The sequence below is a fragment of the Microlunatus sp. M237 genome, assembly GCF_056896895.1.
Genome location: NZ_JBXHBL010000001.1, coordinates 260,087 through 282,787, shown reverse-complemented (window position 1 = coordinate 282,787; position 22,701 = coordinate 260,087). Strand labels below are relative to the sequence as shown.

The following is a 22,701-nucleotide window of genomic DNA, read 5'->3' as shown; positions in this document are numbered from 1 at the left end:
CCGGTCAGGATTGCTTGTCCAGCACCCGGACCAGCTCAGCGAACAGGTCAAGATCGGCGACGAAGTCCTCAGGGCTGGTCTTCGGTGTCGTGCCGGTGGTGGCGCAGTCGTGGAAGTACTCCAGCTCGAAGGTGTAGGGATCCTTGAGCTGCGGGCGGCGGACCGTACGGGTGATGGCATCGCCGCTGGTCTGCTCGACCTGCAAGGTGGTCGGCAGGTGCCGCACGTACGGGGTGTCGTACTGCACCCGAAAGCTGGTGGTCTCGGCGAACACCTCCAGATGCGCGTCGAAGCGCAGCTGCTCGTCCACCCCGGTCTCATACGACACGACGTAGTCGCCGTAGTCGAACAGGGCGGCGATATAGCCGCCGTCGCGCCACTGCCGCGCGGCGTGCACACCCTGCGGCGGTCCGAGCAGCTCCCGCATGGCTGAGAGGTCGTGGCTGCCCAACCCACACAGCAGCCGGTACGCCCCCGCCACCGCCGGCGCGACGTCGCCGATCGCATCGGCGACCAGTCGCCGACCGCGCTCCCAGCGCTCCTCCAGGGCGGCGCGACCCAGGTCGTCGGGCCGGACCACGGTGGACGTCTGGTCAACGATCAGCCGGTTGGGGCCGATCACGTCATGCACCCGGGCGAACCGGACCGGGCCCAAGGTGGGCAGCAGCTCCTTGGCCTCGAGGAAGGCCGGCGCGTAGCGGCGCATGTAGCCGACCATGACGGTCAGGCCGCTGCGATCGCGCGCTTCGATCACCGCCTCGGCTTCGCGCGGCGACAGGCACATCGGCTTCTCCACCAGCACGTGCAGACCGTGCCGCAACGCGTCGATCACACACTCGGCGTGGTATTCGTCGCTGTTCAGCACCAGCACCGCGTCGATATCGCCGGCGGAGACCAGCTCCGCGGCGGTGGCGTAGCGGTGCGCAATCCCGTAGCGGTCGCCGACCTCGTGGCGCAATGTCGCCGACAGGTCGCAGGCGGACCGGACCTCGAACAGCTCCGGCAACGACGACAGCACCGGCAGGTGCACGACCTGGGCCACCTCACCCAGTCCGATCACTCCGACTCTCAGCACAAACGGGCTCCTCTGTTCAGGGAACACCGGCCGGCGGCCCGGACGGGGATGCCGGGCCGGCGGGCACGGTCAACGGCAACGGGAACTGCGCCAGAGGGGTCGCCGCCGCCGGGCCTGGGCCAGCTCCGCGCGCAGGGCGCGGTAGGCGGGCTTGGGGGCGAGGTCCTCGTCGTAGGGCAGTGGTCGCCGGTCGGCACCGTCCTCGCGTGGGTAGTCCTCCTGCAGCCAGGTGTGGCGATCCGACAACCCGAAGGTCATCACCGACTTCACCGCCGGATGGGTCAGCGTCACGTCCAGGTAGCGGGCGTAGATGTCGCCGACCACCCGGTCGCGGGTCCGTACGTCGGCCGGCAGTCCGTCGTCGAGCACGTCCAGCTCGGTGATCACGATGTCCAGGCCACGGTCGGCGACCTCATCCAGGAAGCGCAGGTAGCGCCGCCGGTTGAACCGGTTGGCGAAGTCCTCGGCCAGCAGATGTGCCTGGATCCCCAGCGCGTCGACCGGCGCCCGCTGGGCGCGCAGGGTGTCGATCACCTGCAGGGTGGCGAGCTGGCGGGCCCGGGGATCGTCGCCGTACTCGTTGGTGGTCTCGAAACCGAACTCGTTCAGCACCCGGGTGGCCTTGGGATCGCGAGCCCGGGCGAGCTCGAACATCTCCCGGACATAGGACTTCCCGATGGTCTGATACCAGGGGACCTCGGTGCGGAAGCCCTGATCTCCTTCGGGGTCGGTCACCTCGTTGGCCACGATCCACCCGGCCACCCGGCCCCGATAGCGGTCCAGCATGGCCCGGGCGGTTCCGAACAACAGCCTCCGGGCGTCGGCCCGGTCGAGCTCCCACAGGTCCTCCTCGGTCCAGCCCTCGCCGAACCCCTCATCCCAGACCAGGTGGGCGCCGAAGACCAGCTGCCGGCGTGACCGGGCCCGGGCAAAGAGCGCATCGGCGTAGCTGAAGTCCAGTCGGGCGCTCGGGGTCGGCTTGAGCTTGTACCAGAGCAGGTCGTCTTCGACGAAGAGGATCTCGGCCTGGGCGTCGACCAGCGCGCTGTAGGCGGTGTCCTCGAACAGGCGGGTGGAGGTCGCGGTGCCGAAGACCAGGCCGCGCTCCCGCGCCACCTGCCACAGTGCGCGGCTACGGGTGAGCGTGCCGGCTGCGGCCGGTGCGACCTGGCCGCCGAGCAGGCCAGTGGCCGCGACGCCGGCGGCGCCGAGCAGGACCCGGCGGCGGTCGAGAGGTCCGCCGGTCACGGGGTCACGCCGCCCGGGGCGGGGGACACCCGGCTGGCAGCAACGATGATGCCAATCGATTTGGTGATCATGAGGCCTGAACGTAGCGGGTCGGGCCCGGTCTTGGGAAGAGCCGACCGCCGACGAGTTGACCAGCCGGCGGCTGGGAGTGTCAGGACGACTCGCGGACCACCAGTCGACACGGCAGCACGACGGTCCGCCGTGGCCCGGTGTGCAGCCCGGCGATCCGGGCCAGCAGCAGCCCGCCGGCCGACCAGCCACTCTCGTAGGCGGGGTTGGCGACGGTGGTCAACGCGGGGCTGACCAGCGATGCGGCCTCGACGTCGTCGAAGCCGACCAACCGGACGTCCTCGGGAACCCGGATCCCGAGCTCGCGGGCGGCGTCCAGGGCCCCGATCGCCATCAGGTCGTTGGCGCAGAAGACCGCATCCGGGCGCCGGCGGCGCCGCATCAGCTTCGTCATGGCGATCCGGCCGCCCTTGCGGGTGAAGTCACCGTTCACCACCAGGGGCTGGTGCGGCCGGGTGTCGTCGGCTGCCAGCGCTTGGGCGTAGCCCTCGAGCCGGCTGACGGCGGTCGACCGCGGCCCGGCGATCATCGCTATCTGCGAGGCGCCCTGACTGAGCAGGTGCTGCACCGCGGCGTAGGAGCCCTCGCGGTCCGAGGACAGCACGCAGTCGACTTCCGGTTCGTCCAGTCCGCCGCCGACGCAGACCATCGGGGTGCCCAGGCCGGCTCGGGCGGCGGCCGGCTCCGCGGCCGGGTCCACCGACGACATGACGATCCCGTCGACGCCGCGGGCCACGGCGTCCTCGATGAAGAACCGCTCCCGGGTCGCCGAGCCGTCGGTGCTGCAGACGTAGCTGCCGTACGGCGCGCCGAGCGCGTCGGCGAGGCCGCGGGTGAGCTGGCTGTAGAACGGGTTGGTGATGTCCGGCACCACGACCGCGATCATCTGCGAGCTGCCCATCCGCAGGTTGCGCGCCACGTGGTTGGGTCGATAGCCGAGGTCCTTGACCGCCTGCTCCACCTTCTCCCGGGTGGCGGCCGCCACCGGCCGCTTGCCGGTGAGGACGTGCGACACGGTGGTGGTGCTGATCCCGCAGGCACGCGCGACGTCGGCGATGGTGATCCGGCCCGGGCTGGGCGTGCTGACCGGTGGCGTGCTCCTCACGGATACCTCCAGGAGTGGCGAGTGGAGTCTCGGCGGGGGAATCTAGCACTCCAAATCGATTGACCCCTACGGTGCTCACCACGATGATGAGCGCGGTGCTCTCCGAGAGAGGAAGAACCATGCTGTTGCAGGACTTCACCCGGGTGCTGGTGGTGGTCGCGCACTGTGACGACGCGGAGTGGATGTTCGGCGGCACGGTGGCCCGGCTGACGGCCCAGGGCGCCCAGGTGACGTACGTGGTGGTCACCGACGGCGCCAGCGGTGGCGTGGATCTCTCGGTGAGCGACGAAGAGCTGGCCGGGATCCGGGCCGACGAGCAGCGGACGGCTGCCGCCGTCCTCGGCGTCGACGACGTCGTCTTCCTCGGCTACCACAACGACGAGCTCACGGTCACCGTCGAGCTCAAGCGCGACCTGGTCCGCCAGATCCGGCGGTTCCGGCCCGAGCTGGTGCTGACGCTCACCCCGTACCGGGTCCTCGACGCGTCCATCGGCTGGTCGCACGCCGATCACTTGGCAGTTGGTGAGGCGACTTTGCAGGCGGTCTATCCCGAGGCGCTGATGCCGCGGATCCATCCCGAGCTGGCGGCCGAGGGCCTGCAACCGCATGAGGTCACCGAGGTGTGGTTCCCCGCGCTGGACGACGCCGACCGCTACGTCGATGTCACCGACGTGGTGGCGACGAAGCTGTCCGCGGTGTGGTGTCACCACAGCCAGAACGGCGAGGCGGCCGGCGACCGGGACTGGCTGTTCGAGCACCGCATCGCCCCCGACCTGCGCCTCGCCGGCGAGCGGATCGGGGCCCGCTTCGCCGAGCGGTTCCGCCGGGTCCCGATCCGCGGCTGAGCCCGGCCCCCGCGACTGAGCCGGCCCCGCTCGACCTCTTGACAGCCGTCGCCGGTTGTAGCAATGTCCAGCCCAAGCCAAGCCAATCGATTTGGGTCCTCCCCGGCGTCCGCGCGATGTCGCTTCCGAAAGGCGGTTCGATGACGAACCACTCGTTCACCCGGACGTTGCCCCTGCTGGCCGCGGGAGCTGTGCTCACCGTGCTGGCGGCCTGTGGCGGCGGAGGGTCGACCACGTCGCAGTCGACGGGCAGCGGCCCGGTCCCCGAGCCCACCGCGCCGGTCACCATCACCTTCGCCTCGCACGTCGGTGAGTCCAAAGGCATGAAGCGGCTCTACGACAAGTTCCACGCCGAGCATCCCAACATCACCGTGGAGTTCCAGAACGTCCCGGCCGAGGAGGCGGAGAAGAAGATCACGACCCAGATCGCGGGCGGCAACCCCCCGGACGCGGCCTACATCGACGCCGGCGGGGTGGCCACCTTCGCCTCACGCAAGGCGTTGGTCAATCTGGACACCTACATCGGCCGGAGCGAGATCGTCAAGGCGGACGACTACGTTCCGGCGTTCAAGGCCTTCACCCAGGTCAACGGCGGCATGCACGGCCTGCCCTTCGACGGAGAGTCGACCGGACTGTTCTACCGCACCGACCGCTTCGCCGAGGCCGGGATCACCGCTCCGCCGAAGACGTGGGCCGAGTTCGAGGCCGCGGCGCAGAAGCTCACCGACCCGGCGAACAAGAAGTACGGCTTCGCGGTGTTCGCACCCGAGGCGGAGTATTACTTCTATCCCTGGCTGTGGCAGAACGGTGGCGCGCTGCTGTCCGAGGACGAGAAGACCATCGAGTTCAACTCCGACACCGCGAAGCAGGCCGCGGAGTTCTACGTCGGACTGACCAAGTACTCCTCGCCGGACTACCTCAACTCCAACTCCTACGACGGACGTACTGCCTTCGCCAACGGCCAGGTCGGGATGTACATGGCCGGGGCCTGGTTCGCCGGCGTGCTGGACGACGAGTTCCCCAAGATCAAGGGAAAGTGGGCTGCGGCGCCGCTGCCGGAGGGAAGCGCCGGGTGTGCCACCACCATCGCCGGTGACGCGCTGGTGCTGTTCGCCCAGGGTGACAAGCAGGACGCTGCCTGGAAGTGGATCGAGTTCTTGTCCAAGCCGGAGAACATGGCCGACTGGACCTACAAGTCGGAGGGCACGTTGCTGCCGCCGCTGAACAGCCTGCTGGACTCTCCTGAGCTGGTGAAGGAGAAGCCGGTGCTTGCCACCTTCGCGCAGGCGATGAAATGCGGGGTGAACTACAACATCACCGACCCGACCTGGCCCAAGGTGAGCGAGGAGCTGAACACCCAGCTCGGCCGGGCGATGTACGGCGACGTCACCGCCAGCCAGGCGCTCGACAACGCGGCGGCAGAAGCTGAGAAGCTCAGGTCGCGGTGACGTCCTACTCGTCCTCGGCCCGGGTCGCTTCTCGTGCCGAGGTGGGGGGTACGCCGGTCCGCCACCACAGTCTGTGGTGGCGGATCCGGCGCAACCGCAGCGCGTACGTCTTCTTGTCGGTGCCGCTGCTGCTGTTCATGGTCTTCACGGTCTTCGCCCTGCTGTTCGCGTTCTATCTGACTTTCCACGAGTGGAGCATCATCGAGCCGGAGCGGCCGTTCGTGGGCCTGCAGAACTATCGCGACATGCTGGCCGACGAGAGCTATCTCCGCTCGATCGGCAACACGTTCTACTTCACCGGCATCTCGGTTCCGGTCACGATGGCCATCGGCCTGCTGGTGGCGCTGCTGCTGAACCTGCCGCTTCGGGCCCGCGGCCTGCTCCGCACGCTCTACTTCCTGCCGGTGGTGACTCCGTTCGTGGTGGTGGCGATCATCTGGAAGTGGCTCTACAACGGTGACTTCGGACTCTTCAACTACTACCTGCTGAAGACACACCTGATCCAGCAGCCGCTGCTCTTCCTCGCCGATCGCAACCTGGCCATGCCGTCGGTGATCGTGATGAGCATCTGGTCCGGCGTCGGGTTCTCCATGGTCATCTATCTCGCCGCCCTCCAGGCCATCCCGGAACAGCTCTACGAGGCGGCCCGGGTGGACGGGGCGTCGCGGTGGAGCCAGCTGCGCCACATCACCATCCCGATGCTGCGGCCCACCACGGTGTTCTTGTTGGTGATCGGCATCATCGGCGCATTCCAGGTCTTCACCCAGATCTTCATCATGACCAGTGGTGGTCCGGTGGAGCGCACCACCACCGTCGTCTACTTCATCTACAACGCGGCCTTCAAGTTCTACGAGTTCGGCTACGCCAGCACGCTCGCCTTCGGGTTGTTCGCCCTGCTGTTCGTGTTCACCCTGATCCAGCTGCACCTCTATCGGAAGGGGGATACATGACGGCAACCACGGCACCGCAGCCCGTAACGAGCCTCGGCGCCGACCTGACCCGTCCGAGCCGGCGACGCCGTCGGCGGTGGATGTGGTTGGCGTACCTCATCCTCGTTCCCGGGGCGTTGCTGTTCGTGGCGCCGTTCGCCTGGCTGGTCAGTGCCTCCTTCCAGCGTCAGGGCGACATCTTCTCCTGGCCACCGCAGTGGATCCCGCAGGATCCCTCGACCGACGGCTACCGCAAGTTCCTCGGCATCGGGGCCGAGAACGCGGGCGGACCACAGGCCTGGCGCTGGTTCCTCAACAGTGCCTTCGTGGCCACATCGGTGACGGTGCTGCAGCTGTTCTTCAACTCGCTGGCCGCCTACGTCTTCGCCAAACGCGACTTCCCGGGCAAGAACGTGATCTTCGTGATGTTCTTGATCACGATGATGATCCCAGGCCAGATCACGTTGATCCCGAACTATCTCGTGCTCAAGCATGTGCCGCTGTTCGGCGGCAACGACATCCTCGGCCAGGGGGGCTCGGGCTGGCTGGACTCCTACTACGGCCTCATCCTGCCCGGGGCGGTGAGTGCGTTCGGGATCTTCCTGCTGCGCCAATACATGACCTCCATCCCCGACGAGCTGCTGGATGCCGCCCGGATCGACGGGGCGTCGGAGTTTCGGATCTATTCCCGGGTGGTGATGCCGCTGTGCGGACCGGCGCTGGCGGCCACCGGGATCTTCACCTTCCAAGGAGCCTGGGAGGACTTCTTCTGGCCGTTGATCATCGTCAGCAGCCCGGAGAAGTACACCGCACCGCTCGGGCTGGCGCTGTTCGTGGTGCAGAACCGGACCCAGTGGGACGTGCTGATGGCCGGGTCGGTGATCGCGTCGCTGCCGATGATCGTAGTATTCCTGATCTTCCAGCGGCGGTTCATCCAGGGCATCGCCGTCAGCGGACTGAAGGGGTGAGCCGGTGCCGACATCGAGACCGCGGCTGGCGGACCGGGTCGAGACGTTGCTCGCCGACCACGGCGGCGTGCTGCCGCTGGAGCCTGCCTGGGTGGCCCGGGAGTTCCTGCCGCCGGGGCGGCGACTGGGTCTGCCCGAGGACAGCTATGACGTGGGGGAACGCGGCGCGATCTGCGAGCGGTGGCTGGCATCGACCACCCCGGCGGACAACCGGGTGACGGTGCCGAACGAAGGGCTGTCTGCGGTCGCCGTCGACGACGGGAAGCCGTTGCTGCTGGCTGAGGCCGTGGCGGCGGCGCCGGAGCTGGTCCTCGGCGCCGACTATGCGCGGACCCATCCAGCCGGACTGGGCCGGCTGGCCAAGATCTTCGACTACGGAGCGCGGCTGCCGTTCCACATCCACCCGCCGCGCGCGTACGCCGAGCTGGTCGGTCGCGGTCCCAAGGACGAGGCGTACCACTTCCTCGACGGCGTCGACCTCGGCGCCCATCCCGAGACCTTTCTCGGTGTCCATCCCTGGCTGGCGCGTGGACCGCGCGCCGAGGCGCTGCTGCCGTACCTTCAGGACTGGGACAGCGACCTGATCCTGCGGACCTCCGCGGCCTACCTGCAGGTGCCGGGCGAGGGCTTCCATGTGCCGTCGGGGTTGCTGCACGGTCCCGGCACAGCTCTCACCTTGGAGCTGCAGGAGGACTCGGACGTGCTGGCGATGTTCCAGGCGTTGAACGCCGGGCGGATCATCAGCAAGGATCTGCTGTTCAAGGATGTCCGGCCGCAGGACCGCGAGCGCGAGGGGGAGCGGTTCCCGCTCGGCTTCGTCGACTTCGACGCCAACGGCGACCCCGATCTCTACGCCCGGTCCCATCTGAGCCCCAGACAGGTGAGCGGGGCCCAGCTCCCCGGTGTGAGCCGCAGCTGGGTCTTCTACGGCAGCCCCAAGTTCAGCGGTCAACGGGTCGTGCTCGAGCCGGGCGCCTCCACCGTGATCACCGAACCCGGGGTCTACAGCGTCTTCGCCTGGTCGGGCCAGGGCAGCTGGGGCGGACACCAGCTGACCGGCGGACAGCCCGGCTCCGACGAGCTGCTGGTCGCTCACGCGACAGCGGTCGCCGGCACAGTGGTCGCGGCCACCGGGTCGTCGCCGTTCGTGGCCTACCTCTTCTCCGGTCCGGACCTGCATCCCGACGCGCCAGCCATCGGCGTCGGGTCCTAGGCCAGCAGCCCGGGAGCCCGGCAGGACCGCTCGGACGCCGGCGAACGGATAGAGTCGCTCGGATCGATCCCGATCCTGCGCCTGAGACCTCGGCGCACAGCCGACGCGTACCAGGAGCAACCGATGCCCAAGATGACGATCGTCACCGGGGGAGGCCGGGGCATCGGCGCGGCGATCAGCCGTCGCCTCGCCGCCGAGGGCCACGACGTCGTGATCACCTATCGTCGCGACCGTGACAGCGCGGAGAAGACGGCGCTGGACGTCCGCGCCCGCGGCCGGCGCGCGCTCGTCGTGGCGGCCGACGCCACCGACCCGCACGCCGCTGAGCAGCTGTTCGACGCGGCGCGGGCGTTCGGAGCCCTGACCGGACTGGTGAACAACGCCGGCTCAGCGACGGCGGTCGGGCGGCTCGCGGCGAACGACCTCGACGACATCCGCCGTGATCTCGATGTCAATCTGATGGCGGTGATCACCTGCTGCAAGTACGCACTGGCACCGATGTCGGAGTCCGGCGGCGGTTCCATCGTCAACATCTCCTCCGCCGCCGCGACGCTGGGCAGTGCCGGCAGCTATGTGCACTATGCGGCAGCGAAGGCGGGGGTGGAGGCGCTGACCCTCGGCCTCGCGCAGGAGGTCGCCGACGACGGCATCCGCGTCAATGCCGTGGCGCCGGGAGTTGTCTGGACCGACTTCCACCAGGACCGGGAGCGTCCGGCGAAGCTGGCGTCCACTATCCCGATGGGACGCGCCGGCAGGCCGGACGAGGTCGCCGGGGCGGTCGCCTGGCTCATGTCCGACGACGCCTCGTACACCACCGGAGCGACGCTCCGGGTGGCCGGCGGACGCTGACGGACGGTGACGACCGGTGGGCGACGGCCGCTGAGCGGCGCGGCCTCGGCCGGTCCCGCCGCCGGTTCCGCAGTGACCTCGACCGGTGACCGCTCGAGCCCAGGACGACCTACGGCGAAGCGAGTGCCGTCGTGATCTGCTCGACCAGGGCGGCCCGCATCCGTCGGTAGTGGTCGGCCTCCAGGCTGTAGTTGGTCAGGCTGAGGGTGCCATCGGGGTCGATCACCTGCCGGACGGCCTCGTCGCCGACCAGGTCACGCACCAGCTGCATCACCCGGATGTCGCCGATCGCCTCCGCGAACGCCCTCGACCTGATCGAGTGCCACGGCACCCCGTCCGGGCCGGGGTAGACCAAGAAGGCGTCCCCGGCCGGGAAGCCGCCGTCGGCGCTCGGGTCCGTGAACGGGTCGATCGTGCCGGTCGAGTTGTGGTTGTTGTAGAAGTTGAAGCCCCAGTGCAGGAAGCCCGCCGCGCGGCTGGCGTACAGCTGCGCGCCGATGGCACGGGTGCGGCTCGACGGCATCGAGAAGAACCGGTTGGAGACCACGGAGTGCTGGCCTACGCAGTAGTACAGCCACAACGGCTCCACCCCTGCAGCCAGGAACGGCTCGGCCGCGTCCGTCGCCACCACCGGGATCGGGACGGTGCCCGACTCGTAGAGCTCGAAGTCGCTGAGGGCGTCGATGATGGTGCAGCCGGCCAGCAGGTCGTCGACCACCGACCTGGCGGCCAGGTACGCCGGCGCCATGTCGCCGTGCGGCTCGTCGGAGATGTGGAAGAGGACCCGATCCAGTCCCCACGCACGGTCCAGCACCTCGCGCAGCTGCGGCAGCAGTGCGGCCAAGAAGGCCCGATAGGAGGGGTCGGTGGCGGCGACGTCCCAGCCGAACCGGCGAGCGAGCACGCCGTCCCGCTCGACGTAGATCGCCGGGGTGGCCGCGGCGCCCCACTGGGTGAACAGGTGCGCAATCTCCAGGTAGGCGATGCCGTGTGAGCGGGCCAGCTCGATCCAGCGGAGCAGAGCGGTGAAGTCGAACTCGTAGCGCCCGTCGGCGGTCTCGGTGATGGTGAGCAGCTGGGTGGGCGTCCGCTCGGCGCCGCGTGCGGTGTCCAGTGGCGGCGTCCAGACCGGCGTCAGGATCGAGTTGACGCCGACCGCGGCCGCGATCCCCATGAAGCGGTCGATGATCTTCCAGTGCTCCTCGGAGAACACCTGCACGCCGTAGTAGGCGGCCAGACCGTCGGTGTGGAACCAGTGCGTGTTCACCAGCCCCAACGGCGGCAGGACCGCATCGACCACGGTCAGCTCCAGGAGCTGGGTGCCGATCTCGGTGCCGTCGACGGCCCGCAGCGTGACGCTCACCGGGACCGGACCGGGGCTGGCATCCGGTGCCACCACCAGGTCGATCCAGAACGCCCGCCACTGGCCGACGAACGGGTGCACCGCTGCCGTACCGAGCGGGCGGAGCGGGTCCGGGTACAGCCCGGCGGTGTCGCGCAGGTAGCCCTCGTCGTGGTTCTCGAAGGCGAGGAAGGTCGCCGGCACCAGGTCGACCACGCTCACCTCGGCACGGACCCCCGCCGGCAGCGCGATCTCGTCGACGGCCACGTCAGGCAGCCGTCCGCCGACCAGGGACGGCGGCAGGAACGCGACCTGGAACGAGACCGTCTCGCCGCGCAGCGCGGGAAAGGCGATGGTGGGGTCGAGGGGTCGCGGCTCAGTGTCGGGGAACACCTTCTCCAGCGAGTCGCAGAGCACTGTGGTCCACCCGGTGCGGGTGGTGTCCACGGTGTTCATCGGGCGCTCACCGGGCGGGCTGAGGAGGTCGACGAAGCGGGGTGCAAGATCACGACCCGGGAGCATAGCGAGGGCCTCGCCGCTCAGCCGCCACCGGGCCGGTCTGCGCAAGACCCGGTGCGTTCCCAGCCGGGCTCCCCGCGGGTGAGGATGGGGCGGTGTACTTCTATCGCCCCGCCGCCGGGCACGGCCTGCCGCACGACCCGTTCAACGCCTTGGTGGCGCCCCGGCCGATCGGCTGGATCTCGTCCCGCAGTGCCGATGGCGTGCTGAACCTGGCGCCGTACAGCTTCTTCAACGCGTTCAACTACACCCCGCCGATCATCGGCTTCGCCAGCAACGGCCACAAGGACAGCGTCGCCAACATCGAGCAGACCGGCGAGTTCGTCTGGAACCTTGCCACCCGGGAGCTGGCCGAGGCGATGAACGCCACCTCGGCGGTGGTCGACCCGGCGGTGGACGAGTTCGCCCTGGCCGGCTTGGCGACCGCGCCGTCGGAGGTGGTCAGCGTGCCGCGGGTCGCGGCCGCGAAGGCGGCGATGGAGTGCCGGGTGTCCCAGCTGATCCAGCTGACCGGTGCCGACCAGACCCCGGTGAACAGCTGGCTGGTGCTCGGTGAGGTGGTCGGCGTGCACATTCGCGAGGACCTTCTCGTCGACGGCCTCTATCAGACCGCGCAAGCCCGGCCGGTGGTACGAGGCGGCGGGCCCTCGGCGTACTTCGAGATCACCCCCGACACCCGGTTCGACATGATCCGGCCGACCTGAGCCACCCCGACCGCGCCACCGGGGCGGGGATGCCCTCGGCTTGGGTAGCCTGGGGCGCGTGGCGGTGACGGTCGGACAGGCAGGCGCTGGTGCGCGCGAGGACAACCGCGCCCGGAGACGGTCGGGCATCCCGCGCGAACCGGACCCGAACGAGCCGCTGCCGCGCCGGCTGCTGACCAACCACCTGGTCTGGATCAGCGTGGTGATGGTGCTCGTCTACGCCACCTTCCTGGTGCTGCTCTATCGCCAGACGGTGCCCGACCAGGAGGTGCCCGGCGGACGGCTGATCGGGTTGGGCACCGAGGCCGTCCCGATCGCCGCCAAGTACGCCGCCATCACCGCCATCCCGTTGTCGCTGCTGTTCTTGTGGGCCGACCGGTTCCGTCCGCAACGGTTCTGGGTCTGGCTGATGACCTTCGGGTGGGGCGCCTGCGTGGCCACCTTCGTCTCCGCCCAGGTCAACACCTGGGCCGCCAGCCAGCTGAGCATCATCGGCGACGGCGACCCGGCCACCGGTGCGCGGGCGGCGATCTACGTCGCCCCGTTCGTAGAGGAGGCCGCGAAGGGCACCGTGCTCTTCTGGCTGGCCATCTTGATGCGCTACCAGTGGGTGAGCCGGCTGAGCGGCATCGTCCTCGCCGGGCTGTCCGGCGCGGCTTTCGCCTTCGTCGAGAACATCCTCTACTACGGTCGCGCCTACCGGTACGCAGCACAGACCTTCGGCGAGGTGCCGCCGTTGGAGGCGCTGCAACAGCTGTTCGTCCTGCGTGGGGTGCTGACCTTCTTCGGCCACCCTCTCTTCACGTCGATGATCGGCATCGGGCTGGCGGTCGCGCTCCGGTCCCGGAGCAAGGTGGTCCGCGTCGTCGCGCCGCTGGCCGGCTTCTGCGCGGCCGCGCTGCTGCACATGCTCTTCAACGCGACAGCCTCGTTCGTGACCGGACGCCAGCTGCTGTTCGTCTATCTCGGGGTGGCGGTGCCGCTGGTGATCGGGATGACGATCTTCATCGTCCGTCAGCTGTTCCGCGAGGGCCGGCTGATCCGCGAGCGGCTGACCGACTACGTCCGCCTGGGCTGGCTGCCCGACGGCGACCCCAAGGCGGCCTCGCGGCTGCGGACCCGGACCAAGGCGCTCTGGCATGCGCTGTTCCGTGGGCCGCAGGAGTTCCTCGCCACGATCCGGTTCCAGCGGGCGATGACCGAGCTGGCCTATCTGCGTGACGCCATCACCCGCGGACTGGTCGACACCGCTGGCCTGGCCCGGGAGAAGGTCCTGCTGGCGCGGCTGCGCGCCGTCCGGCCGCTCGCGGTGGTCGAGCCGACCGGGCGTGCGGCGTACCCCAAGCTCTCACTGCCGGGTCGTGGCCGGCGCAACCCGGCCCCGGTGCCGCAGTACGCCCCGCCCAGCTATCCCGGTCCGGCCGGGATCGGCGGCAACTTCCCGGCGCCGGCCCCGGGCGCCTTTCCGGCCCCGGCCCCGGGTGCCTTCCCGCCGCCGGTAGCAGGGGTGCCGGTCTCGGCGACGGCTCCCTTGGGGCAGACTGCTACGCAGTACTCCGAGGTCGACCCGACCTGGAAGCCACCTGGGAGCTAGGAGTCGGACATGGCCCGCGGACAGCTGACGTCCTTGCAAGCTGCGCTGGCCGATCTGCGGACCGAGTTGGCCGTCGTCCGGCTGCCACTCTCGCTGCCGGGCGCCGCTGAGCAGCAGCGGGCGGCCACGGAGATGGCCAGCCAGCTCGACGACTACGTCCTGCCCCGGCTGGCGACCATCGACGCTCCACTGCTGGCGGTGGTCGGCGGCTCCACCGGGGCCGGCAAGTCCACCCTGGTGAACTCCCTGGTCGGGCGGCGGGTCAGCCAGCCCGGTGTCATCCGTCCCACCACTCGCGCGCCGGTCCTGGTCCATCACCCGGCCGACGCCGAGTGGTTCACCGACGAGCGCATCCTGCCCGGCCTGGCGCGGTCCACCGGAGCCGCCAACGACGCCCGGGCCCTGCAGCTGGTCGCCGACGACTCGATCCCGGTCGGCCTGGCGGTGCTGGACGCCCCCGACATCGACTCGGTGGTGGCCGAGAACCGCGAGCTCGCCGCCCAGCTGTTGGCCGCCGCCGACCTGTGGCTCTTCGTCACCTCCGCCGCCCGCTATGCAGACGCCGTGCCGTGGGACTTCCTGCACTCCGCCGCCGAGCGCAGCGCCGCCGTGGCGGTGGTGCTGGACCGGGTCCCGCCGTCGGCCATGCCCGAGGTGCCGCCACACCTGGGTCAGATGATGAGCGAACGCGGCCTCGGCGGCTCGCCCCTGTTCGCCGTACCCGAGACGGCGGTGGACGAGGACGGTCTGCTGCCGCCGGCTGCGGTGCAGCCGATCCGCACCTGGCTGGCGACCCTGGCCTACGACCAGTCCAGCCGCGCCGCGGTCGTGCAGCAGACGCTCGACGGCGCGATCGGCACGCTGGCCGAGCGGACGCCGGTGGTGGCCACCGCCTTGGAGGAGCAGCTGGAGACAGCGCGCAGCCTGCGCGCGGAGGTTGATCACTCCTACGCCGAGGCGGTGCGGACGGTCTCGGTCCAGACCCAGGACGGCACCCTGCTGCGTGGTGAGGTGCTGACCCGCTGGCACGAGTTCGTCGGCACCGGTGAGTTCTTCCGGGCCCTGGAGCAGAAGGTCAGCTGGCTGCGGGACCGCGCCGTGGCGATGTTCAAGGGCGAGCCGCCCGCCGTCGGTCAGGTGAAGGTCGCCGTCGAGTCCGGGTTGGAGGCGCTGATCCGCAGCGAGGGCGACGCCGCAGCGGAACGGGCCGAAGCTGCGTGGCAGGCCAACGCCGCCGGCCGGCAGCTGCTCGGCGGCTCCCGGGACGATCTCTCCCGGGCCTCAGCGGCGTTCGCCACCGCGAGCGCACGCGCCATCCGGGACTGGCAGGGTGCCGTGCTGGACCTGGTCGCGGACGAGGGGATGGCCAAGCGGTCCCGGGCCCGGTTCCTGGCCCTCGGCGTGAACGGTGTCGGGGTGGCGCTGATGATCGTGGTCTTCGCCCACACCGGCGGGCTGGTGGGGGCCGAGGTCGGCGTGGCCGGCGGTACGGCGGTGCTGGCCCAGCGGGTGCTCGAGGCGGTGTTCGGTGACCAGGCCGTCCGTCGCCTGGCCCAGCTCGCCAAGGACGACCTGGACGGCCGGGTCGAGTCCCTGATGGCTGCCGAGCTGCTGCGGTTCCACGCGCTGCTCGACGGGCTGGAGCTGGACCCGGAGCAGCCGCAACGTCTCCGGGCGGTCGCCGCCCGGGTGGCAACGGCGCGCTCGGACGGCCTGCCGTCGAGCTCCCTGCCGCACGACGGTGGCGAGGCGAGCTCCTTGGCGCCGGCGCCGCAGCGTGGCGAGCTGGACGCCGGCCCGGTCGAGCTGCGGCAGATCTGGGTGCAGCAGGAGACCGCCGCCGACCCGGCCGGCGAGGTTGTCGAGGGCGAGATCGTTGAGCCGTCGTCCCGGCCCTCGCAGGAGGAGTGGCGGTGATGGCTGGACGTCGAGCACGGACAGACCTGGTGGCGCGGATCCGCGCCCTGGGCGAGGCCGCGGACCTGTGCCGCGACCGGGTCCCGGCCGAGGCGGTGCAGGAGGCGCGCCGGGTGGTGCAGCAGGCCGACCGCCGGCTGGCGATCTCTGGCGACGCGACCGTGGTGGCACTGGCCGGCGCCACCGGGTCGGGCAAGTCGAGCACCTTCAACGCGTTGTCCGGCAGCACCCAGGCCAGTGTCGGGGTCCGTCGGCCCACCACGTCGCAGGCGATGGCCGCCAGCTGGGGCACGGACGCAGCGGAGGAGCTGCTGGACTGGCTGCAGGTGCAGCGCCGCCACGTCGTCGAGCAGAGCGCCGACGCCGGCGGCCTGAGCGGTTTGGTGCTGCTGGACCTGCCCGACCACGACTCGACCGAAGTCGCCCATCGGACCGAGGTCGACCGGCTTGTCCAGCAGGTCGACATGCTGGTCTGGGTGGTGGACCCGCAGAAGTATGCCGATGCCGCCCTGCACAACCGCTATCTGGTGCCGCTCGCGCAATACGCCGAGGTGATGATGGTGGTGCTGAACCAGGTCGACAGGCTGAGCCAGGCCGAGCGCAAGCAGTGTCTGAGCGACCTCCGGCGGCTGCTCGACAGCGAAGGACTCGGCCGGGTCGAGGTGCTGCCGCTGTCCACGGTGACCGGCGAAGGCCTCGATCTGCTCCGGCGCCGGCTGGCCGGCCGGGTGGCCGACAAGAAGGCCGCCGCCCAACGGCTGTCCGGTGACGTCGCCCGTGCCGCCGGCGCGCTGGCGGAGGTGGTCGGCGACCAGCAGGCGGCAGAGGTGAGCCGCCGGTCGGTCGACCGGCTCAATGCGGCCTGCGCGCAGGCCGCCGGCGTCCCGATCGTCACCGACGCGGTCGGGCAGGCCTGGCGCCGCCGCGGTGCCGTGGCCACCGGTTGGCCGGTGCTGACCTGGCTCGCGCGGTTCCGGCCCGACCCGCTGCGCCGACTGCACTTGGACCGCTGGCGCTCGGGCGGCAGCAGCGGCGTCAAGGAGCTCGACGGCGCAGCCCCGTCGCGGACGTCGCTGCCGGGAGCCGGGGGCGTGCAGCGCGCCCGGGTCGAGTCCGCGCTGCGCGACCTCGCCGACGACGCCTCGGCCGGCCTGAGCCGGGGCTGGGTCGATGCGGTACGGTCCGCCGCCCGCTCGTCGGCGGCCACCCTTCCCGACGCGCTTGACCAAGCGGTCGCGGGGACGGATCTCGACCTGGACCGGCACCGACGGTGGTGGCAGGTGATACGCGTCGTGCAGTGGCTGCTGGTGGCGGCGGTGGTGGCCGGTCTCGGCTGGCTGGGCGTGGCCTTCGTGCTGGCCTACCTGCAGTTGCCGCCGCTGCCGCGGGTCACCTGGTGGGAGGTGCCGGCACCGACCCTGCTGGTCGGCGGCGGGGTGCTCGGCGGCCTGCTGCTTGCCGGGCTCAGCCGGATCGGGGTCGAGGTGGGCGCGCGCCGCCGGGTCGCCCGCGCCCGCGCAGCTCTGCGCGCCAGCATCGGTGCACTGACCCGCGACCAGGTCCTCGACCCGGTCACCGCCGAGCTCGAACGGTGCGCGGAGGCCCAGCTGGCGATCGCCACTGCTCTGGGTTCCGCGGCCCGCTCCGGGCCGCGGCGGCCGGCGCTGTCCGCCTGATCGCTGCCCGCGTCTCGTCCACAGCACTTGATGCGATCTCGGTGCTGTATCCACAGCCCGCGCCGGCGACCGGGTCTCCCGGGGTAGCCGGTCGCAGGGTGTCGGCGAGCATCCCGGAGACGACAACGGCAGCCGGGACCGACGAGGAGGGGATCGCAATGGAGGCACTGGTCAACATCAGCGGATGGGTCGGCAGCGACGTGGAGTTCCGCACCATCAAGTCACCGACGGCCAGCTTTCGGCTCGCCTGTACGCCGCGGGTCTGGAAGCCGGGCGGGTGGGTGGACGGCGAGACCGGCTGGTTCACCGTGATGTGCTTCCGGGCGCTGGCCGAGAATGCGGTGGCCAGCATCAAGAAGGGCGACGCGGTGGTCGTCTCGGGCAAGCTGCGGACCCAGGTCTGGGAGAAGGACGGTCAGACCTTCGAGCGGACGGTGCTGGAGGCCCAGGTGATCGGGCATGACCTGACCCGGGGGACCAGCGTGTTCCGCAAGGCGGAGCGATCTCAGCCGGTCGAGGACACCGGGACCGAGCTGCATGAGCTGATCGACGCGGTCGAGAGCCAGACCGACGTGCCGACGACATCGGTCACGCCGAGCAACGCCGCCTGAGGAGCCTGCAGGGGCAGGCCCGTCGGACTGCGTTTGGGGAGCCACCCCACCCACCGCTAAGTTTGAGCGCGCGCGGGTCGGTATCCACCGGCGCAGTCAACGGCAAAGGTTTGAGTCTGACATGGCTGAGTTCATCTTCTCGATGCACAACGTACGCAAGGCCCTCGGCGACAAGGTCGTCTTGGACAACGTGACCCTCTCGTTCTACCCCGGAGCCAAGATCGGCGTGGTCGGGCCCAACGGCACCGGCAAGTCGACTCTGCTCAAGCTGATGGCCGGGATGGAGAAGGCCAACAACGGCGACACGATGCTGGCCAAGGACGCGAGTGTCGGCATCCTGCTGCAGGAGCCGCCGCTGACCGAGGGCAAGACGGTGCTCGAGAACATCGAAGAGGCCGTCGCCGAGACCAAGGCTCTGGTTGCTCGCTACAACGAGGTCGCCGAGGCGATGAGCGATCCTGACGCGGACTTCGACGCGCTGATGGCCGAGATGGGTGACCTGCAGACCGAGCTCGACCACCGCGACGCCTGGGAGGTCGACTCCCAGCTGGAGCAGGCGATGGACGCCCTGCGCTGCCCGCCGTCGGACGCGATGGTCGACGTCTTGTCCGGTGGTGAGCGGCGCCGGGTAGCCCTGTGCAAGCTGCTGCTGCAGCAGCCGGACCTGCTGCTGCTCGACGAGCCCACCAACCACCTGGACGCCGAGTCGGTGCACTGGCTCGAGGGGCACCTGAAGTCATACCCGGGCGCCGTCCTGGCCGTCACCCACGACCGGTACTTCCTCGACAACGTCGCCGAGTGGATTCTCGAGCTCGACCGCGGCAAGACCCACCCGTATGAGGGCAACTACTCCACCTACCTGGAGACCAAGCGCTCCCGGCTGCAGCTGGAGGGCCGCAAGGACGCCAAGCGGGCCAAGATCTTGGAGCGCGAGCTGGAGTGGGTCCGGGCCAACCCGAAGGCCCGCCAGGCGAAGAACCGGGCCCGGCTGGCCCGGTACGAGGAGATGGCCGCGGAGGCGGACCGTAACCGCAAGCTCGACTTCGAGGAGATCAACATCCCGGCCGGTCCGCGGCTGGGCAGCCAGGTGCTGGACGCCGAGAAGCTGGTCAAGGGCTTCGGCGACCGACTGCTGTTCGACGGTCTCAGCTTCTCGCTGCCGCGGGCCGGCATCGTCGGCGTGGTCGGACCCAACGGCGTGGGCAAGTCCACCCTGTTCAAGATGATCGTGGGCGAGGAGAAGCCCGACGGGGGCGAGCTCCGGGTCGGGGACACGGTCAAGATCTCCTACACCGACCAGAGCCGGTCCGGCCTCGACCCGAAGAAGAACGTCTGGGAGGTCGTCTCCGACGGCCTGGACTTCATCAAGGTGGCCAACTTCGAGATCCCGTCGCGGGCCTATGTCGCCTCCTTCGGGTTCAAGGGCCCGGACCAGCAGAAGCCGGCGGGAGTGCTCTCCGGTGGTGAGCGGAACCGGCTGAACCTGGCCCTGACCCTGAAGATGGGCGGCAACACGCTGCTGCTCGACGAGCCGACCAACGACCTGGACGTGGAGACCTTGCAGTCGCTGGAGGACGCGCTGTTGGAGTTCCCGGGCTGCGCCGTGGTCATCTCCCACGACCGGTGGTTCCTGGACCGGGTCGCCACTCACATCCTCGCCTGGGAGGGCGACGAGGAGGAGCAGGCCAAGTGGTTCTGGTTCGAGGGCAACTTCGCCGATTACGAGGCCAACAAGATCAGCCGGCTCGGCGCCGAGGCGGCTCGTCCGCACCGTGCCACCCACCGCCGCCTGACCCGCGGCTGAGTCACACCGTCCGGTCGGACAGTCACGGAGCCGGTCGGGCTGGAGGCGCCTCGCTCAGCGCGAGGTGACCTCCGCCTGGTCGGCGCCGGGCAAGGTCGAGGCCAGCAGCTCGGCCAGCGTGACGGCCCGGCGGTCGGCGAGCTCGGCCAGCTGGGTCCGGCAGGAGAAACCGTCGGCAAGCACGATCGCCTCCGGGTGGGCCGCCACCGCGGGCAGCAGATCATGCTCGGCCACCTTGACCGACACCTCGTAGTGGCCCTTCTCGACTCCGAAGTTGCCGGCCAAGCCGCAGCAGCCGCCGACGGTGGTCACCGTGGCACCGGTGGCCCGCAAGAGGGCGGCGTCGGCCTGCCAGCCGATCACCGACGCGTGATGACAGTGTGGCTGGGCGACCACCTCGGTGCCGGTGAGGTCCGGCACCGTCCAGTCCTCGGTGCGCTTGAGCAGCTCCGCCAGGGTGAACACCCCGGCGGCCACCTGCGCCACCCGCGGGTCGTCGAGCAGCTCCGGGGCGTCGCTGCGCCACACGGCCAGGCAGGACGGTTCCAGACCGACGATCGGGATGCCGGCGGCGACCAGCGGATGCAGCTGGTCCAGGCTGCTCCGCAGCTGGGCACGCGCGCCGTCGAGCTGTCCGGTGCTGATCCAGGTCAGACCGCAGCAGGCGGTCCGCTCCAGGAACTGCGGGGCGTAGCCGGCCGCCTCCAGCACGCTCACCATCGCCTCGACCCCGCCACCGGTGAACGAGTCCGAGAACGAGTCCACCCAGATGACCACCGGGCGACCCGCCGAGTGGCTCAGCCGGACCCGCGAACGGGCGGACCGGGAGGCGAACCGTGGCAGCGACCGGCGCTGGTCGGCACCGGCGGCCCAGCGGACCACCCGGCGCAGACCGGGTGTCTGCGTGGTCAGGTTGGCCAGTGCTGCCATTCCGGGCACGGTGGTGATCATCCGGCCCCACCGGGGCAGCCAGCCCAGCGCGTAGTGGCTGCGGGGCCGGATCTTGCCGGCGTAGGTGTGGTCGAGCACCTGGGACTTGTAGGCCGCCATGTCGATCCCGGTGGGGCAGTCGCGCGCGCATCCCTTGCAGGACAGGCACAGGTCGAGCGCCTCGTGCACCGCGGGTGACTTCCAGCCGAGCTGGATCACCTCGCCGTTGATCATCTCCTGCAGCACCCGGGCCCGGCCACGGGTGGAGTCCTTCTCCTCCCGGGTGGCCTGGAACGAGGGGCACATCACGCCGAGGCCGGGGGTGTTGTCGGCCAGGCACTTGCCCACCCCGGAGCAGTTGTGCACCGCCTGGGCGAAGTGGTCCTGCTTGCCGGCGACGGCCACCGCGCGCAGGTCGGCGTCCATCGGTCGCGGGTCCACCAGGACCCCGGGATTGAGCTGGTTGGCCGGATCGAAGGCGGCCTTGACCTCGGCGAAGAGGCCCAGCGCCGTGGGGGAGTACATCGCCGCCAGCAGCGACGACCGGGCCCGCCCATCACCGTGTTCGCCCGACATCGACCCGCCGTAGCCCGCCACCAGCGCGGCGGCCTTCTCCACGAAGGAGCGGTAGACGGCGCTGCCGCCGGCGGAGGTGAGCGGGAAGTCGATCCGGAGGTGCACGCAGCCGTCGCCGAAGTGGCCGTACGGCAGCCCATCCAGCCCGTGCTCGGCGAGCAGGGCATCCAGGTCCCGCAGATACGCGCCCAGGTGCTCCGGCGGCACCGCGGAGTCCTCCCAGCCCGGGTACGCCGGATGGTCGAGGCTGACCCCGGCCAGGCCGGCGCCATCCTCGCGAATCTTCCACAGCGCCAGCGCCTGCACCGGGTCGTCGACCACGAAACCGTCCAGCGCGCCGGAGTCGGCCAGCAGTGCCGAGGCGCGGTCGCGGACCACGACCGGGTCGTTCCCGACCACCTCCACCAGCATCCAGCCGTTGCCGCGCGGCAGCGGCGGAACGGCCGTATCGCCCTTGGAGCGCCGGACCACGTCGACGATCCGGCTATCGAGCCCTTCGCAGGCGGTCGGCCCGTGGGCCAGGATGGCCGGGGCGGCGTCCGCGGCGTCGGGCATGGTGGGATAGCCGAGCGCGATCATCGCCTTGTACGGTGCGTCAGCCACCAGCCGTACCTGGGCGCCCAGGATCACGGCCAGAGTGCCTTCGGTCCCGGCCAGGAACCGGGCCACGTTGAACCGGTTCTCCGGCAGCAGGTGCTCCATGCTGTAACCCGACACCTGCCGGCCGAAGCGGGCGAACTCGGTCCGGATGGTGCCGAGATGTCGGCCGACGACGGCGGACAGCTCGGTCAGGCTGGCTGAGTCGTCGTTCCGGTTGGTCCCGTCCAGCAGCAGCCGTTCCCCGGAGCCGGTCACCACGTCGAGCGCGATCACGTTGTCGGCCGTCTTGCCGTAGCCGAGCGCCCGTGGACCGCAGGCGTTGTTGCCGATCATGCCGCCGATGGTGCACCGGGTGTGGGTCGAGGGGTCGGGTCCGAAACGCAGCCCGTACGGGGCGACTGCCTGTTGCAGCGACGACTGCACGACCCCCGGCTCGACCCACGCGGTGCGGGCCTCGGGGTCGATCTCGCCGATCCGGTTGAGATGCCGCGCGGTGTCGAGGATGAGCCCCGGCCCGACGGCGTTGCCGGCGCAGGACGTACCCGCGCCGCGGGTGGTGACCGGCATCCCGACGGCTCGGGCGGCGTCCAGCACCGCCACCGCCTCGGCCACGTCGCGCGGCCGGGCGACCGCCTGCGGGACCACGCGATAGAGCGAGGCGTCCGAGGAATACATCGCC

17 protein-coding genes are annotated in these 22,701 nt (G+C 70.3%); 12 read left to right on the top strand and 5 right to left on the bottom strand.

Annotated elements, in window-relative coordinates:
• Positions 1-4: 4 nt before the first annotated feature.
• The 3 genes from AC1XX3_RS01300 to AC1XX3_RS01290 all read right to left on the bottom strand — a co-directional run bounded on the left by AC1XX3_RS01300 (position 5) and on the right by AC1XX3_RS01290 (position 3,497).
• The gene (locus AC1XX3_RS01300; protein WP_483319269.1) at positions 5-1,075 is read right to left on the bottom strand and encodes a Gfo/Idh/MocA family protein; all 1,071 of its coding nucleotides are present in this window, start codon (positions 1,073-1,075) and stop codon (positions 5-7) included.
• A 69-nt stretch (positions 1,076-1,144) separates the two neighbouring features.
• Positions 1,145-2,323, bottom strand: coding sequence for an endo-1,4-beta-xylanase (locus AC1XX3_RS01295; RefSeq protein ID WP_483319268.1), 1,179 nt, complete (start codon positions 2,321-2,323; stop codon positions 1,145-1,147).
• Between the two features lie 151 nt (positions 2,324-2,474).
• Complete coding sequence (locus AC1XX3_RS01290) at positions 2,475-3,497, bottom strand: LacI family DNA-binding transcriptional regulator (protein ID WP_483319267.1); 1,023 nt, start codon at positions 3,495-3,497, stop codon at positions 2,475-2,477.
• A gap of 119 nt (positions 3,498-3,616) precedes the next feature.
• Here AC1XX3_RS01290 and AC1XX3_RS01285 point away from each other — a divergent pair, with 119 nt between their 5' ends.
• The 6 genes from AC1XX3_RS01285 to AC1XX3_RS01260 all read left to right on the top strand — a co-directional run bounded on the left by AC1XX3_RS01285 (position 3,617) and on the right by AC1XX3_RS01260 (position 9,749).
• Positions 3,617-4,342, top strand: coding sequence for a PIG-L deacetylase family protein (locus tag AC1XX3_RS01285; protein WP_483319266.1), 726 nt, complete (start codon positions 3,617-3,619; stop codon positions 4,340-4,342).
• A 140-nt stretch (positions 4,343-4,482) separates the two neighbouring features.
• Positions 4,483-5,790 carry an ABC transporter substrate-binding protein gene (locus AC1XX3_RS01280; RefSeq protein WP_483319265.1) on the top strand — a complete coding sequence of 436 codons (1,308 nt, stop codon included), beginning with the start codon at positions 4,483-4,485 and terminating at the stop codon, positions 5,788-5,790.
• Positions 5,787-6,740 carry a carbohydrate ABC transporter permease gene (locus AC1XX3_RS01275; protein ID WP_483319264.1) on the top strand — a complete coding sequence of 318 codons (954 nt, stop codon included), beginning with the start codon at positions 5,787-5,789 and terminating at the stop codon, positions 6,738-6,740. Before AC1XX3_RS01280 ends, AC1XX3_RS01275 begins: the two co-directional genes overlap by 4 nt.
• Entirely contained in the window at positions 6,737-7,687 is a 951-nt protein-coding gene (locus AC1XX3_RS01270) for a carbohydrate ABC transporter permease (RefSeq protein WP_483319263.1), read from the top strand. The genes AC1XX3_RS01275 and AC1XX3_RS01270 overlap by 4 nt, the downstream gene beginning before the upstream one ends.
• 4 nt (positions 7,688-7,691) lie before the next feature.
• On the top strand, positions 7,692-8,900 hold the full coding sequence (locus AC1XX3_RS01265) for a cupin domain-containing protein (RefSeq protein ID WP_483319262.1): 1,209 nt from the start codon (positions 7,692-7,694) through the stop codon (positions 8,898-8,900).
• Between the two features lie 123 nt (positions 8,901-9,023).
• A complete protein-coding gene (locus AC1XX3_RS01260; protein ID WP_483319261.1) occupies positions 9,024-9,749 on the top strand; it encodes an SDR family NAD(P)-dependent oxidoreductase in 726 nt (241 codons plus the stop codon).
• Between the two features lie 109 nt (positions 9,750-9,858).
• On the opposite strand, the gene AC1XX3_RS01255 is transcribed toward AC1XX3_RS01260, so the two are convergent.
• Positions 9,859-11,547 (bottom strand): DUF4091 domain-containing protein, encoded by a 1,689-nt coding sequence (locus AC1XX3_RS01255; RefSeq protein WP_483319260.1) that lies wholly within the window; start codon positions 11,545-11,547, stop codon positions 9,859-9,861.
• A 158-nt stretch (positions 11,548-11,705) separates the two neighbouring features.
• Here AC1XX3_RS01255 and AC1XX3_RS01250 point away from each other — a divergent pair, with 158 nt between their 5' ends.
• The 6 genes from AC1XX3_RS01250 (at position 11,706) to ettA (ending at position 19,916) form a co-directional block, all read left to right on the top strand.
• A complete protein-coding gene (locus tag AC1XX3_RS01250) occupies positions 11,706-12,314 on the top strand; it encodes a flavin reductase family protein (protein WP_483319259.1) in 609 nt (202 codons plus the stop codon).
• Positions 12,315-12,372: 58 nt separating this feature from the next.
• The gene (locus AC1XX3_RS01245) at positions 12,373-13,908 is read left to right on the top strand and encodes a PrsW family intramembrane metalloprotease (RefSeq protein ID WP_483319258.1); all 1,536 of its coding nucleotides are present in this window, start codon (positions 12,373-12,375) and stop codon (positions 13,906-13,908) included.
• Positions 13,909-13,917: 9 nt separating this feature from the next.
• Positions 13,918-15,825: a GTPase family protein gene (locus AC1XX3_RS01240; protein WP_483319257.1), complete on the top strand. Its 1,908-nt coding sequence runs from the start codon at positions 13,918-13,920 to the stop codon at positions 15,823-15,825.
• Positions 15,825-17,501, top strand: a complete 1,677-nt coding sequence (locus AC1XX3_RS01235; protein WP_483319256.1) for a GTPase — start codon at positions 15,825-15,827, stop codon at positions 17,499-17,501. The genes AC1XX3_RS01240 and AC1XX3_RS01235 overlap by 1 nt, the downstream gene beginning before the upstream one ends.
• A gap of 158 nt (positions 17,502-17,659) precedes the next feature.
• Positions 17,660-18,112, top strand: a complete 453-nt coding sequence (locus AC1XX3_RS01230) for a single-stranded DNA-binding protein (protein WP_483319255.1) — start codon at positions 17,660-17,662, stop codon at positions 18,110-18,112.
• A gap of 121 nt (positions 18,113-18,233) precedes the next feature.
• Complete coding sequence (ettA, locus tag AC1XX3_RS01225; RefSeq protein WP_483319254.1) at positions 18,234-19,916, top strand: energy-dependent translational throttle protein EttA; 1,683 nt, start codon at positions 18,234-18,236, stop codon at positions 19,914-19,916.
• A 54-nt stretch (positions 19,917-19,970) separates the two neighbouring features.
• On the opposite strand, the gene AC1XX3_RS01220 is transcribed toward ettA, so the two are convergent.
• Positions 19,971-22,697, bottom strand: a complete 2,727-nt coding sequence (locus AC1XX3_RS01220) for an FAD-binding and (Fe-S)-binding domain-containing protein (protein ID WP_483320191.1) — start codon at positions 22,695-22,697, stop codon at positions 19,971-19,973.
• Between the last annotated feature and the right edge of the window lie 4 nt (positions 22,698-22,701).